We start from the raw sequence: 14,441 nt of genomic DNA, 5'->3' as shown, positions 1-14,441 counted from the left end.
GTCGGCAAGGCAATTGAAGTACCTGATAGTTTGACTAACCCTTGCCTAAGACCTACTTTGCTTATAGCTTGAATCGTGTAAACTAAGAGATTTCGTCCTTTTTTTGGCTCCTTATAGCCAGGGATTTTGGGTTTTCCCAGAAATTTATCGGGGTGACTTTTAAACTCCGATGAAGCGGCAAAAAATGATAGCCAGTTCCAGTCTAATCCTCTTAAAACTTGTTGGGAAACTTTAGCGGGTAAAGCTTGATACTGTTCTGTCTTTTTCATGAGAGAGGCCATCTGATTATAGGTCAAATAGCCATGACCATAAATGAAGTTTTGTCGGATTAAATAATTGGCTGAGTTGTAAAGATTTTTAGACTGCCAAGATAAATTATCTATCTCAGCCCAAAATCTATGTCCTTTCTTGATAATGTGTCTTTCTGCTACTAACATTATTATCCGTTGTCTTTTAACTCAGCGTCGGGTTTTGAATGGTTGTCATCCGTTATGATAATTGTACGAGAAGGCAATTGATAACCTGTTAAATTCCCTTGTTTCCACCACCTCCAAGCCGTTCGATAACTTATTCCTGTTTTTTTTGCATAGTCTGATAGTTTTGTCTGTACATATTACCATGAATGACTATATATGACTATATTTGTATTGAAACTTTACAATACTTTAGAAGGTCATAATCTGAGATTTATTAAACTTCTGAAATTGTAGAGTGAGCAAGGAATCAAGTTCTTTTTTTTCTATGTTTCCGATGAGAATCATTCAGACAGAAAATCCCAACTATGGCACTGGTAATCCCGCTCGGACAAGCTGAAAAAGTTTAAGGGTTTTGAGTCCCTCGGATCGATTTCTCAACGTTTATTTCTAGCACTTTTTTAACCAAAAAAGTGCCAAAAACCTTTTTTAGCAAGGATTGCACTGATATTCAGCCAACCCTATTTATTTTCTGGCTGACCTTGTACCCATGTTAGTAAATCGGGTTATAGCGTTTCCCAATCTCATGAGGTACACCAAAATCTTAACTCCTGACTCCTGACTCCTGACTCCTCAAAACCTAAGACTCTGTACCTCACAACTAGGGGAATTGCTATATTATAGATAGTTTTTGGCCGTTAGCAATTATAGCTCTCAAAAGGGGGTGGGAATGATTAGGTCAATTTTAGTTTCGGTCTGAGGATGACGAAAAGATAATTGTTTAGCGTGTAGGTATAAACGGTCGGACTGCTTACCATTATACAAGCGATCGCCTAAAATTCCTATCCCTAATCCCTGTTGACTATGAACACGAATTTGATGGGTTCTTCCCGTGTAGGGAATAAATTCGAGGCGAGAATAATTGCCTTCTTTACCGACAACTTTAAAATAGGTTTGACTAGCTTTTCCCCTTTGCCAATCCACAGTTTGATAGGGTCGATTTTGCGGATTTCCCCAGAGAGGTAGGTCAATTATACCTGATTCTCGCTCAATAATTTCTGATAATATAGCTTCATAGATTTTCTCCACTTCTCGCCGTTGAAATTGTTGGGATAAACAACGATAAATATCTAAACTTTTAGCTAGTAATAATATACCCGAAGTTTCTCGATCTAAACGATGAACGGGAATGAGATTTTTCCCTTGACGACGAAAACGATTAACCACAGCATCTTGACTATCTTGATAACGTCCTGTTACCGATAATAATCCTGGGGGTTTATTAATAGCAATTATTCCCTCATCTTCGTAGATAATTTCTAGGGATGAACGTAAACCAGAGAGTAAAAAACCCATGAGAGGTTGACATCTTTCTTGACAAGCGCCATAAAATTCTCCCTGTTTTCTATCTCGATTCGATTCTCCCCACCAAAATTCGGCCATGGCGATGGGTTTTAATCCTTTCATGGCGGCATAATTTAATAATTTTGGGGCGCAACATTCCCCTGTTCCCGTCGGTAACAAATTACTACCCATCAATTTAGCCAAGGAGAGAGATTGTCCAGAAAAGTTATTTAAACAGTAGGATTGATACAGCAATTCCTGTAACTGTTTGGAGAGGTTCCTACGCTGTTGCTTAAGTTCAATAATTCTCTGATTGGCGAAGTTTATTTTCTCAATTAAGGGTTCTAAAACTTGTTTTTGTTCCTGTTTTAATTGCTTTCTTGCTCTTTTTTCCTGACGACTGAGATTATTTAACTTTTCTAATTCTTCTGGTTTTAAATTACCTAAATTTCTTAATCTATCTCGTTCCTGTTTATGGTTTTGATGTTGTTGCTGTAAAGCTTGGATTTTGCGCTCAAAATTTGCTTGATTGAGTCGATATAAATTATGTTCTGGGATTGATTGCAGGGTGATAATTTCCTGTTTAATTGTTTCTAAAAGTTGCAAAACTCGCTTTTCTTCCAGCACAATTTTTTCTCTCCCCACTAGGGACGGAACCCAGCCAGTAGCTTCTCCCTGTCCAGAAAAAGCTTTTAAAATTTCTATTTCGCCAGCAGCATTTTCTCCTAACAAAATGCCATACATTTTGCCTTCAGGATTGGTGATAGTTGTCATCAAATCTTGGGCGATTTTTTCAGACAAAAGAGTGCGGGGCAAGCGCAATAACTCGCCCGTTTCGGGACAAATTCCTTGATAATAATAAGTAACTTCCTTCACTCTTTAAGAACAGGAAAAGGGCTAGAGATACCCCTAAGAAAAACAATTGGCAAAGAAATCGATAGTTTCCTGTAAGGCGACAATAAAGCGATCGATTTCTTCGCGGGTATTATAAAAATATAGACTTGCCCGCGCGCTGCCGGAAGCATCAAAAAGGCGGTGTAGAGGTTGGGTACAGTGATGACCAGAACGAATAGCGATTCCTTCGTGGTCTAATAAAGTAGCTAAATCACTAGCATGAATCCCTTCCACATTAAAGGCGGCTAAACTAGCCCGACCTTGGCCCGTTAAACTAGGTGGCGGCCCGTAAATTCTTAAACCCTCAATTTCTCCTAGTTTTTTGAACAAATGGGCGGTTAATTCTTCTTCGTAGGCATGAATATTATCCATCCCTAAACCCATTAAATATTCTACCGCAGCACCGAGAGCAATCGCTTCGCCAATAGCGGGGGTGCCAGCTTCAAATTTGTGGGGCAGTTCGGCACAGGTAAAATGGTCTAAATAGACTTCCGCAATCATTTCGCCACCACCAAAAAAGGGCGGCATTGCCTCTAAAATGGCCTCTTTGCCGTACAAAAATCCAATACCGGTGGAGGCGCACATTTTATGACCACTAGCCACCAACCAATCACAATCTATGGCCTGCACATCAAGGGCTAAATGGGGGACACTTTGACAGGCATCAATTAATACTTTCGCCCCGACTTGATGGGCAAGGCTGACTATTTCGGCAACGGGATTAATACAGCCTAATGTATTGGAAACATGAACGACAGCAACTAATTTAGTTTTGTCCGATAACAAGGATTTATATTGTTCTAAATCAAAGCTTTCTTCGCTGGTTAATTGCACATATTTAATCACCGCCCCCGTTTTTTGGCAGACAATTTGCCAGGGGATTAAATTACTGTGGTGTTCCATCACCGAGAGAATAATTTCATCCCCTGCTTTCAGGGTATTTAACGCCCAACTGTAGGCGACTAAATTAATCGCTTCCGTGGCGTTGCGAGTATAGACAATTTCCTGACGAGAAGCGGCATTAATAAACCTAGCCACCTTATCTCTGGCTCCTTCGTAGGCTTCCGTTGCCCGAACACTTAAAGTATGCGCCCCCCGATGCACATTAGCGTTATCTTTTTCGTAATAGTTTCGCAGGGTTTCTAATACTTGAATGGGTTTTTGGGAAGTGGCGGCACTATCGAGGTAGATAAGGGGTTTATCGTGTACGGTTTGATGGAGGATAGGGAAATCGGCGCGGACTTTTTGGGCGAGGGTTTTTTCTTGGATAATTGTCATTTTAGTCAGGAGTCAGAGGGGTACTTTGGGCAGGTTTGCACCCACCCCGGTAGAGTTATTCCACACTGCGACAGGCGACGCATTGCCCCAATCTTTGGCGGAGGGATTCTAGAGGAATTTTAGCTAAAATCTCGGCCGAGAAAGCATCAATTAACAAACTGCGGGCGGTGTCGGCGCTTAAGCCCCGGCTTTGCAGATAGAATAAATCATCGGCTTCCAGTTGGCTAACGGTTGCCCCGTGGGAACATTTGACGTTATCGGCGGTAATTTGTAATTCCGGTTTGGTGTTGACTCTTGCCTTGTTAGAAATTAACAAATTCCGATTTAACTGGGAGGCGTTGGTTAATTGGGCGGGTTTGGGAACAAACACTTTACCATTAAAGATGGCGTGAGCGCTACCATCAACGATACATTTATGCAGTTGGTTGCTGATGCCGTGGGGATGGTTGAGATAGATGGCGCTGTGGGTATCGGCGGTTTGTTGTCCGGTAATCATGGCTAATCCGTGTAGATTTGTCTCGGTTTGTTCTCCTTTTTGCAGGATATCGAGGTTATGACGGCAGAGTTTAGCGCCTAGATTTATCTCGTTGAGAGTGTAACGGCTATCGCGCCCTTGTTCAATTATCGTGCGTCCGATGTGAAAACCATCTCCCGATTCCCGTTGTACTCTGGTATGGATGACCTCGGCGCTGGCTTCGAGGTAAATTTCCGTGACAGCGTTGGTAAAATAAGAGTAATTTACAGGTAAATCGGAGCAATATTCGGCTAAAGCCCCGTAATTCTCGATAATATTGACACTGGCTCCCGTTTCCGCCACGATTAGGCTATGGGGCTGATAAAAGCGGGGAATTTCCTCCACAACGGTGATAAATAAAAGATGTATCGGGGTTGTGACGACGGTGTTAGCGGTGACGTGAATTACTGCTACATCGCTTAAACCAGCTTGGTTGAGTGCGGTAAAAAATTCGGGTGTTTTTTCTTTCCCTAGATAGTTGACAAGAACATCTTTTTGTGCATTGGCGAGATTGCTGACGCTGACACCGGGGGGTAAAGCGGAGATATCGGACAATTCGGGCTGATAAATGCCGTTAACGAAGACTAAACGGCTGTTTTTGGCTTCGGGCAGTAAAAAAACAGCTAGGGCATTTTTATCGATTGTAACGGTTTGGGGGGCGCGAAAATCGATCGCCCATAGTTGACTTAAATCGGTGCATTGCCATTCTTCGTCTTTTTTGCCCGGAATGGCTAATTCCTGAGCTTTACTGGCTCCCGATTCTCTTAATTCGAGAATTTTACCGTTATCGATGGTGGGAACCGTTTCGCGAGACAATTTTAACAATAATTCTCCTGATTGTTCAGGTTTCGTGATTATGGCTGTCATTGGTAGGAGGGGGTTGGGGTGTGGGGTAGTGGGGTAGTGGGGTGTAGGGTGTGGGGTAGTGGGGTAGTGGGGTAGTGGGGTAGTGGGGTAGTGGAGCATTTGGCTGAAATTTCCCTAAACCCCTAAATCCCTATCACCCTATCTCCCGACTCCTGAATACTGACTCCTGAATACTGATAACTGATAACTGATAACTGATAACTGATGATTATTTAACGGCTAATACTTGTTCATCGAGGAAATCGTAGCCAGTTCTTTCTAATTCGAGAGCTAATTCTTTACCGCCACTGGTGACAATGCGTCCATCGTACATAACATGAATAACATCGGGTTCAATGTAGTTGAGCAGACGCTGATAGTGAGTGATAAGTAAAAAAGCGTTATCGGGAGTAGCTAAGTGATTGACTCCCTGGGCAACAATTCGCAAAGCATCGATGTCTAAACCGGAGTCAATTTCATCGAGAATTCCTAAAGTAGGTTCTAATAAGGCCATTTGTAGAATTTCATTACGTTTTTTCTCACCACCGGAGAAACCTTCGTTTAAACTTCTGCCAAGAAAGCTAGGATTCATCTGGACAACTTCTAGTTTTTTCTCGACTAATTCCTCAAAGTCAAAACTATCTAATTCTTCCGAGCCTAGATATTTTTGTCGGGCATTATAGGCAACGCGAAGAAAATCGAGGTTACTAACGCCGGGGATTTCTAGGGGATATTGGAATGCGAGAAAGATACCCATAAGCGCTCGTTCATCGGGTTCTTTTTCTAAAAGATTTTCACCTTTATAAATTATTTCTCCCCCAGTTACTTCATAATCGGGATGTCCAGCGATTACTTTGGAAAAGGTGCTTTTTCCTGAGCCATTGCGTCCCATAATTGCGTGGGTTTCCCCTGCTTTAATTTCGAGGTTAACTCCTTTAAGAATCTGGTTTCCATCAATACTAGCGGTCAGATTTTTTACCGATAAAATTACTTCACTCATGGGATGTTTTTCTAGAACAAAAATATTAGTTTTTGGGGTTGACGGCGAATCATCAATTGATGGATAAATTGTCTTAGCTTTTGGTGGGTTACGGCTATCGCCTAACTTAGCTTTTGGTGGGTTACGGCTATCGCCTAACCCACCCTACTTTACTGATTATCCGACGGTTCCTTCTAGCTTGAGACTGAGGAGTTTATCAGCTTCAGCGGCGAATTCCATCGGTAATTTACTGAGGACATCCTTACAGAAACCACTGACTAACATAGAGACAGCATCTTCCTCGGAAATACCCCGTTGTGCGAAGTAGAATAATTGGTCTTCACCGATTTTAGAAGTAGAAGCTTCGTGTTCTACTTTAGCACTGTTGTTATCCACCTGAATATAGGGAAAAGTGTTAGCTTCGGCATTATCTCCAATCAGCATAGAATCACACTGGGAGTAATTTCTTGCTCCCTTGGCTTTCGGTCCCATTTTCACTAACCCGCGATAACTATTTTGGGAATTACCTGCCGAAATCCCCTTAGAAATAATCGTACTCTTGGTGTTGCGGCCAATGTGAATCATTTTCGTACCTGTATCGGCCTGTTGTTTGTTATTAGTTAGGGCAATTGAGTAGAATTCCCCGACGGAATTGTCGCCAACTAAGACACAACTGGGATACTTCCAAGTAATCGCTGAACCAGTTTCTACCTGCGTCCAAGAAATTTTAGAATTAACTCCTTTACACAGACCCCGTTTAGTGACGAAATTGTAAATACCTCCCTTACCATTGGCATCGCCAGCATACCAATTTTGTACAGTCGAATATTTAATATCCGCGTTATCGAGGGCGACTAATTCCACAACGGCGGCATGAAGTTGATTACTATCGTACATCGGAGCGGTGCAACCCTCTAAATAACTTACCGATGCTCCTTCTTCAGCGACAATTAAAGTTCTTTCAAATTGTCCCGTCTCACCGTTATTAATCCGAAAATAGGTGGACAATTCCATTGGACAGGCAACACCTTTGGGGATAAAAACAAAGGAACCATCGCTAAAAACAGCAGAATTAAGAGCGGCAAAATAATTATCCCCCACGGGGACTACACTGCCGAGATATTTCTGCACTAAGTCGGGATGTTCCTGTAAAGCTTCCGAGATAGAACAGAAAATCACCCCCTGTTCTGCTAGTTTTTCTTTAAAAGTTGTGGCGATAGAAACGCTGTCAAAGATAGCATCGACAGCGACGTTAGAAAGGCGTTTTTGTTCCGAAAGGGGAATGCCTAATTTTTCAAAGGTTTCGATTAAAGTGGGGTCAACTTCTTCAAGACTGTTGAGTTTTGCTTTTTTCTGTTTGGGTGCAGAGTAGTAGATAATATTTTGATAATCAATGGCAGGATAGGAAACGTGCGGCCAACTGGGTTCGGTCATCTTTTGCCATTGATGGTAGGCCCGGAGACGAAAATCGAGCATGAATTCCGGTTCCTTCTTTTTCGCCGAAATTAGGCGAATAATCTCCTCATTCAAACCGCGAGGGATGGTTTCCGATTCAATATCGGTGATGAAACCGTACTTGTAGGGTTGGTTAACGAGGTTTTTAACGGTGGTTGCACTCATGGGGGTTAGTGTTCTCTCTACGCGGTAGGCAGGGGAGGCAGTTAAACAACAATAAAGTTGTTTAAATTGATTATATAATAGATTAACAACAAAGCTGTTGTCAAAGTCAGGGAAAATTTGAGAGGATGCTGATAAACCTCTGTTATTCAAGTTACTCTGTAGGGGTAATTGGCCGCTCCTTGACCCTCAGCAATTGTACGCTAAAGCCTCTGTTTTTGGTATCATGACCACGACTCAACCCGCCTCGACGAAAGACGATATTCTGCAATATTTGCTCAAAAACGGTCAATCTACCGCCCAAGACTTGGCTGAGGAGTTAACTATTAGTCCGCAAGCGACGCGCCGCCATCTTAAGGATTTGGAGGGGGAAGGACTGATCGAATATTTTGCGGTACAAAATAAGATAGGACGACCCCAGCACATTTATCGTCTCAGTCGTCAAGGTCGTGGCCGTTTTCCCCATAATTACGATAATTTCGCTGTTTCTTTCCTCAATACTCTGGTGGAGACGGTGGGAGAGCAACAGGTGGGGGAAATTCTCAAAAAACAGTGGCAACGCAAAGCGGCAGAATATCAATTGCGCCTCGGCAAGGGGTCTTTAGGGGAAAGAATGAGAAAATTGCTAGAAATTCGCCAAGAGGAGGGTTATATGGCAGAATTAGTGGCACTGGAAGCAGAAAATAGTTATATCCTGGCCGAGCATCATTGCGCTATTGCTGAGGTCGCCGGTTCCTATCCCAGTATCTGTGGCCATGAATTAGAAATGTTTGCCATGCTACTGCCTGATTGTACGATCGAACGGACTCACTGGATCAACCAAGGTGAGCAACGATGTGGTTATCTAATTAAGTGCAAGGGTTGAAAGAGAAAGATTAGAGATTTTCATCGGGATTTATGCCCAATTCCCGCAGTTTAGCCGCTAATTTTGCGGATTTCTGCCTTTCCTGTTCAACTTGGGTTTCTGCCTGTTGTGCCGCTTCTGCGGGAGTGGGTACTAATTCACCTTCGGGGGTAAAATAGCGCAATTTATTGGCAGCTAAACCCAAATATAAGCCTAATTGTTGACTCCAGAGCCATCCCTGGGCATTGGGGGTAATCGGTTGATATTGACCGCTAATTAGAGTAAATCCTGCAAATTCTAAGCTTTCTGGGTCAAACCAAAAATAATCGGGAGTGCGAAATATATCCTGATAAATTTGTTTTTTCTCCTCTCGGTCAACTTTGGCGGTACTATCGGAGAGAATTTCGATAATTAAATTGGGATATTTGCCCTCTTCTTGCCAAACTACCCAACTTCTGCGGTTGGGATTGGGATTTGTCCCCAAAAAGACGAAAAAATCGGGACCACGGCAGAATTCTGACTTTTTCTGGTTAGGACTGTAATAAATGGTTAAATTGCCGGCGGCAAAATAATCTTCTCGCTCGCGCCACCACCATTCTAAACACTGAATTAATAAAATAATTTGTTGTAGATGTAGGTTACTTTCCCAGGGTGGTTCATCACTCCAAAATTCGCCTTCTGGGAAGATTATCTCAGGGTTTACATGAGACTCGACTAGGGGTAAGCTTTGAGCGATAGTCATGGTTTATCCAACACAGATAAGTAGGGAGGCACAATTATTTGTAGGATGGGTTAGCGGTAGCGTAACCCATGCAGGCGTTGGGTTTCATGCTTCAACCCAACCTACGTTCATCTTATATTTAATTCCACCCACCCACTTAGGTTGATATTTAATTATAAATTACAGCCTTCTCTCATAAAGATGAAGTAGGAGGGTATTTGTCATCATCTCTAGACTACCTCTAAAACCAGAGACTTCACCTAACCCGCACTGCTGCCCAATAAAAATAAACTTAACAGGGTGCCACCATTCCAGAGACTATGAACCAACATCGAGGATAATAAATTTTTCGAGCGGGTGTAAACAAAGCCAAGAACACAACCTAGGACGGTTAAAGGCAGCACTTCTGACAAATTTTGGTGAGCAAGGGCAAAAATCAAACTACTAAGCGCAATCGCACCCCAAACAGGCAGATAACGAGTCAAAGAAGCTAGTAAAAAACCGCGAAAGACAATTTCCTCGAAAAAAGGAGCGGCAAGGGAAGCAGTAAAGCCAAAACAGATTAAAGCGAAGGTATTCTGGGATTCTAGGGCTAAAGTCAGCAGCGGGTTACTGCCTCCTTGTCCTTGCCAAATTAGTTGATTGAGCAAAGAAACGATAATAACCAGGGGTAAAGCGACGACATAGCCGGCTAATCCCCAGAGAAACCAAGGACTAAAGAGTTTAAAACGAAACCAATCGGGAGGTAAAGGGCGAAAAGGCTTGATCGCTAGATATAAAACCGATAAACTGCTCACTGTTAAGGCTAAATAACTAACTACAACGTATATTGCTTTAGCTTCTAGGTTAAATTTTTCGGGGTTGAGACTCAAGAAACTCGATAAAATCCCGAAAATTACCGGTAAAACAATTTGTCCGACGAAAAAGAAACCGATAATTATTCCCCACCAGAGGGTTTCTCCTCCCCACTTAGTTTGCCAAGCGAGACTATCATCTAAAAAGAGCAGCGCTCGCTGTTGACGGAGAAGCCACTGCACTAATAAAAAGATCAACAGCACAAAACCGATTAAACCGCCGATAAGAGGCAACAAAGCCACTAAAATTAGTTTAATTAACGCATTAGCCGCCACTTCACTCTGTTTTTCCTCTAAAGCGAGTAAATCCTCTTGACGATTTTCGAGACTATATAATTTTTCCAGAATGGTATAACGGAACCATCCTTGAAAATTGCGATCGATTCTCGCTTCAGCATCGGCAGCAATTTCGGGGGGTTCACTGTACAATCCCTCTAACAGCAGCGCATTTCGTAAAATAGCAGGTTTATAGTTCTCAAATGCTGATTTTTCCTTGATGTCTTGCCAGATTTGCCGTGCTGAATCCAAGTCACCTTGACTAGCTTGAATGAGACTTAATTTCAGTTCTAAATCCTTTAGGGAATTGATTTCCCGCTCAAGGGATTTTTTTTGTTCGGGATTAACTGCTGATTTTTTTAGTTCGGTGATTGTTTTTTTGGCACTTTTCTGGGCGGATAAATACTGTTCCTCAGCAGTAGTATAAGGATCTTCACCGATCAGGGAGGTTTGCATTAATTTAAGATTAGCAAATTCCTCGCTATTAGGATCAGCATCGCTGCTTAGAGTCGTGACTTGTAGATTGAGATTGGTTTGATATAGTTGAATATTAGATTGGATTTGAGGCTGATTAACACTGGAAATTAAAGCTGTAACCACTGGAGTTAAGGCAATAATTGTTAAGACAAAAGCGATCGCTTGTTTGAGACTTTGCCAGGGGAGTTTTTTTGAGAAATTATCGAACATGAAAATAGTTAAGTGGGAGTTAGAGGTTAGCTGATGGGGTGATGGGGATTGGGTGATAGATGTTGGGGTTTTAGGGTTTTAGAGTTTTAGGGTTTTAGTTGAAATTACCCTATCCCCCCATTTCCCTATTCCCTAATTATTAACTAACTACTTGAGAAAAAAGCTTTTCGTATTGATCCAAAGTCTTTTCAAAGGCATAATTTTCTTCTGCGTATTGTCGTCCTTTTTCTCCTAGTATAGTTGCTAAATCTGGGTTTTTGTATAGCTTTAAAATAGCCGTAGCTAATGCCTCCGGATCTTCAGGAGTAACCACCAAACCACCACCACTACGCTCGATCGCCCTAGCGGCAGTTCCATCGGCGGGAACAGAAGCAATAATAGCACGACCACTAGCTAATAATACCTGAATTTTGGACGGCATATTAAAGGAAATAACGTTATGTTTTTGCATCACCATACCCACATCGGCGGCTGCTAACATTTCTGGTAATTTTTCCCGGGGTTGAAAGGGTAATAAAAGCACATTACTCGCCCCCTGTTGTTGGCGATACTTTTCTAGGCGATCGAGGGCTTCTTTTTTACCAACAATTACCACTTTAATCTCAGGGATACTAACTAATTTAACTGCGGCATCGATCAGGGTTTCTAAGGGTTGAGTTAGGGCAATATTGCCAGAATATAAAACAATAAACTTGCCCTCAAGATGATTTTCTTGGCGAAAATAATTATGGTTTTTCGGCAGAGGTTTAATAAAGCTCACATCCACCCAATTAGGAATTTCAATAATTTTCTGACTCGGCACATTTTTAGTTAGGAGATTTTTGGTAAAACCATCGGCAATAACCGAGATTTTGCTGGCATTTTGATAGGCAAATTTTTCGAGACTGCTAAAAACCTTAATCATTTTCTGATTAGTTAATAATCCCACATGAACTGCCGCATCGGGCAGAATATCCTGTAAATTTAGAATAATCGGTACTCCATATAATTTACTCAATAAAGCGGCGGGAACGCAAACGGGTAATCCGGGGACAGTTAAGAAAATTAGATCGGGTTTTTCTCCTTTGAGAGCCTGAAAGAAACTCAAAAAAACAAAGCTAAATTCAAAGAAAATTCGATTTTTTAAACTTCTTTGGGGGCGCGCCCAAACGTAGGAACGTTGAATTTTAACACCGTTGCGTTCTTCTTCCAGATAGATTTTTCCTCGGTATTCGGGATCGATTTCACTATTAGGATACCAAGGAAAAGCCGTCAAAACCCTGACTTGATGACCTCTTTTAACCAATCCCTCCGCCAATTCTGTCATCAGGGGAGCGATGCCGATCGGTTCGGGATAATAGTTATAAGAATAGAGCAAAATTCGCATAGGGATGGCAATTTGGTTGGGCGATTCAGTTTCATGATTTTATCAATAGTTACTGGTTTTTTGACCAGTCAGATGCGCTTTTGTCAGGGATTACCCTAGAAAGAGGTGAGGATTAGCGGTGAGAGATGCCGAAAAAAGGGGCAATTGGCTGCTAAATTAATCCTCAAAACCCATAACTATTCCCCCTTACCCCAGCCTCAATACTGACCCTTATTTTTCCCGTACCCGGTGGCCGATATCACGACGATAATAGATGCCCTGAAAGTGTATCCTGTTCACCGATTGATAGGCAAGTTCGATCGCCTGATTAAAATTGGCTCCCATCGCCGTGACACCCAAAACCCGGCCGCCATCGGTGAAAATATCGCCGTGTTTTAAAACCGTGCCGGCGTGGAAAACGATCGCCCCTGCAGTTTCAGCGGCCTTAATTCCCGTGATTAACTGGCCTTTTTCGTAGTGGTCGGGATAACCGGCAGAGGCAGCCACCACACAAACGGCACTACCGGAGCGCCATTGTAAAGAGGGGAAATCAGTTAATTTTTGTTGAGCGCAAGCCAGCAGCAGCGGTGCCAGGGGAGTTTCCAGTAGGGGTAAAACCGCTTGGGTTTCGGGATCGCCAAAACGACAGTTAAATTCAAGAACTTTTGGCTCTCCGGCGGGGGAAATCATTAAACCCGCGTAGAGGACTCCTCGATAGTCAATGCCGCGTTTTTGTAGGGTGGCGACGATGGGGGCAAGGATGTCTCGGTCCACCGCTTCGATAATGGCGGCGGTGGCTATGGGTGCGGGGGCATAAACTCCCATACCGCCGGTATTTTTGCCGGTATCGCCTTCACCGATCCGCTTGTGATCTTGGGCGGGTAGCAGGGAACGAAAGCTGATCCCATCGGTGAGGGTGAGGATAGACACTTCTTCTCCCTCTAGGAATTCTTCCACCACGACTTTAGTAAAGCCACTGGTAAAAAGATCATCGATCGCTTCTAGGGCCGTATCTACGGTTTCGGCGACAATTACCCCTTTTCCTGCGGCTAATCCGTCAGCTTTCACCACAATTGGCGCTCCTTGCTCTCGGATATAAGTTTTTGCTAATTCTGCATCGGTAAAGGTTTCGGAAGTGGCGGTGATAACTCCGGCTTCGTTCATTAATTCTTTGGCCCAGGATTTGCTCGATTCAATTAAGGCCCCGGTTTGTGTGGGGCCAAAAACGGCAATTTCTTGGCCGAGAAGATGATCGGTAATGCCGAGGGAGAGGGGATATTCTGGCCCGACAACCACCAGATCGACGCAATTTTCTCGGGCAAAACGGCTAATTTCAGCAAAATCCTCCATTGCTAGGGGGATATTTTCACATTGAGGTAAAATTGCCGTTCCCCCATTACCTGGAATACAGAACACTTGTTCTACTTGAGGCGATTGTAGGAGTTTCCAAGCTAGAGCGTGTTCTCGACCACCACTGCCGATAACGATAATTTTCACGGATAAACGCAGCCTAAATGACGATGGCTTAATTATCCCCTAGCTCTGGGGCGCCATTGGCTAGAAGTTGAGATTATTTAACTTTTTAATCGATTTGACGGATTCAGGATTCAGGAGTCAGGAGTCAGGAGATAGGAGTCAGGAGATAGGAGTCAGGAGATAGGAGATTATTTTATTTATTCTCCCCACTCCCCGTTACAGTAGAGCAGGAAGTCGCCTTCCCACCCCCTGCTTCAAAACCGGACTTACGACTTTCGCCGTATCCGGCTCCTGAGTAACTAGGCTACTGTCATTAGTAGAATAATAATGGGAATTATTATTTCCTTGTCTAT

The 14,441-nt window shown here is 42.9% G+C and carries 10 protein-coding genes and 1 pseudogene; 1 reads left to right on the top strand and 10 read right to left on the bottom strand.

The features are described 5' to 3' along the window. From IM509_RS02365 to sufB, 6 genes and pseudogenes are all read right to left on the bottom strand, one after another. Positions 1–437 (bottom strand): annotated as a pseudogene (locus tag IM509_RS02365) (RNA-guided endonuclease TnpB family protein); the annotation flags it as partial. Positions 438–1,127: 690 nt separating this feature from the next. Further along, positions 1,128–2,633, bottom strand: coding sequence for an RluA family pseudouridine synthase (locus tag IM509_RS02360; RefSeq protein WP_185236884.1), 1,506 nt, complete (start codon positions 2,631–2,633; stop codon positions 1,128–1,130). 33 nt (positions 2,634–2,666) lie between these two features. Beyond that, complete coding sequence (locus tag IM509_RS02355; protein ID WP_185236883.1) at positions 2,667–3,929, bottom strand: SufS family cysteine desulfurase; 1,263 nt, start codon at positions 3,927–3,929, stop codon at positions 2,667–2,669. Between the two features lie 55 nt (positions 3,930–3,984). Continuing rightward, the gene (sufD, locus tag IM509_RS02350; RefSeq protein ID WP_185236882.1) at positions 3,985–5,310 is read right to left on the bottom strand and encodes a Fe-S cluster assembly protein SufD; all 1,326 of its coding nucleotides are present in this window, start codon (positions 5,308–5,310) and stop codon (positions 3,985–3,987) included. Between the two features lie 208 nt (positions 5,311–5,518). Then, positions 5,519–6,289: a Fe-S cluster assembly ATPase SufC gene (gene sufC, locus IM509_RS02345; RefSeq protein ID WP_072926617.1), complete on the bottom strand. Its 771-nt coding sequence runs from the start codon at positions 6,287–6,289 to the stop codon at positions 5,519–5,521. 156 nt (positions 6,290–6,445) lie between these two features. Further along, positions 6,446–7,888: a Fe-S cluster assembly protein SufB gene (gene sufB, locus IM509_RS02340; RefSeq protein ID WP_052277068.1), complete on the bottom strand. Its 1,443-nt coding sequence runs from the start codon at positions 7,886–7,888 to the stop codon at positions 6,446–6,448. A 223-nt stretch (positions 7,889–8,111) separates the two neighbouring features. Here sufB and sufR point away from each other — a divergent pair, with 223 nt between their 5' ends. Next, complete coding sequence (gene sufR / locus IM509_RS02335; RefSeq protein ID WP_052277069.1) at positions 8,112–8,750, top strand: iron-sulfur cluster biosynthesis transcriptional regulator SufR; 639 nt, start codon at positions 8,112–8,114, stop codon at positions 8,748–8,750. A gap of 10 nt (positions 8,751–8,760) precedes the next feature. Here the strand turns inward: sufR and IM509_RS02330 are convergent, their stop codons facing one another. From IM509_RS02330 to purD, 4 genes are all read right to left on the bottom strand, one after another. Then, positions 8,761–9,471 (bottom strand): Uma2 family endonuclease, encoded by a 711-nt coding sequence (locus tag IM509_RS02330; protein ID WP_052277070.1) that lies wholly within the window; start codon positions 9,469–9,471, stop codon positions 8,761–8,763. A 239-nt stretch (positions 9,472–9,710) separates the two neighbouring features. Continuing rightward, positions 9,711–11,267, bottom strand: a complete 1,557-nt coding sequence (locus tag IM509_RS02325; protein WP_052277071.1) for a CPBP family intramembrane glutamic endopeptidase — start codon at positions 11,265–11,267, stop codon at positions 9,711–9,713. A 139-nt stretch (positions 11,268–11,406) separates the two neighbouring features. Beyond that, positions 11,407–12,633, bottom strand: coding sequence for a glycosyltransferase family 4 protein (locus tag IM509_RS02320; protein ID WP_185236880.1), 1,227 nt, complete (start codon positions 12,631–12,633; stop codon positions 11,407–11,409). A gap of 210 nt (positions 12,634–12,843) precedes the next feature. Then, positions 12,844–14,109 (bottom strand): phosphoribosylamine--glycine ligase, encoded by a 1,266-nt coding sequence (purD, locus tag IM509_RS02315; protein WP_052277073.1) that lies wholly within the window; start codon positions 14,107–14,109, stop codon positions 12,844–12,846. Positions 14,110–14,441 lie beyond the last annotated feature (332 nt).

This window comes from Microcystis sp. M31BS1 (assembly GCF_020245285.1).
GTDB classification, from domain to species: Bacteria; Cyanobacteriota; Cyanobacteriia; order Cyanobacteriales; family Microcystaceae; genus Microcystis; species Microcystis panniformis.
This window is presented reverse-complemented; position numbering and strand designations above follow the sequence as displayed.

Bases quoted from the DNA above. Each gene is read 5' to 3' on its own strand.
- IM509_RS02320 (WP_185236880.1), bottom strand. From the start codon at position 12,633: ATGCGAATTTTGCTCTATTCTTATAACTATTATCCCGAACCGATCGGC.
- IM509_RS02330 (WP_052277070.1), bottom strand. From the start codon at position 9,471: ATGACTATCGCTCAAAGCTTACCCCTAGTCGAGTCTCATGTAAACCCT.
- IM509_RS02325 (WP_052277071.1), bottom strand. From the start codon at position 11,267: ATGTTCGATAATTTCTCAAAAAAACTCCCCTGGCAAAGTCTCAAACAA.
- sufR (WP_052277069.1), top strand. From the start codon at position 8,112: ATGACCACGACTCAACCCGCCTCGACGAAAGACGATATTCTGCAATAT.
- IM509_RS02355 (WP_185236883.1), bottom strand. From the start codon at position 3,929: ATGACAATTATCCAAGAAAAAACCCTCGCCCAAAAAGTCCGCGCCGAT.
- sufD (WP_185236882.1), bottom strand. From the start codon at position 5,310: ATGACAGCCATAATCACGAAACCTGAACAATCAGGAGAATTATTGTTA.
- sufB (WP_052277068.1), bottom strand. From the start codon at position 7,888: ATGAGTGCAACCACCGTTAAAAACCTCGTTAACCAACCCTACAAGTAC.
- sufC (WP_072926617.1), bottom strand. From the start codon at position 6,289: ATGAGTGAAGTAATTTTATCGGTAAAAAATCTGACCGCTAGTATTGAT.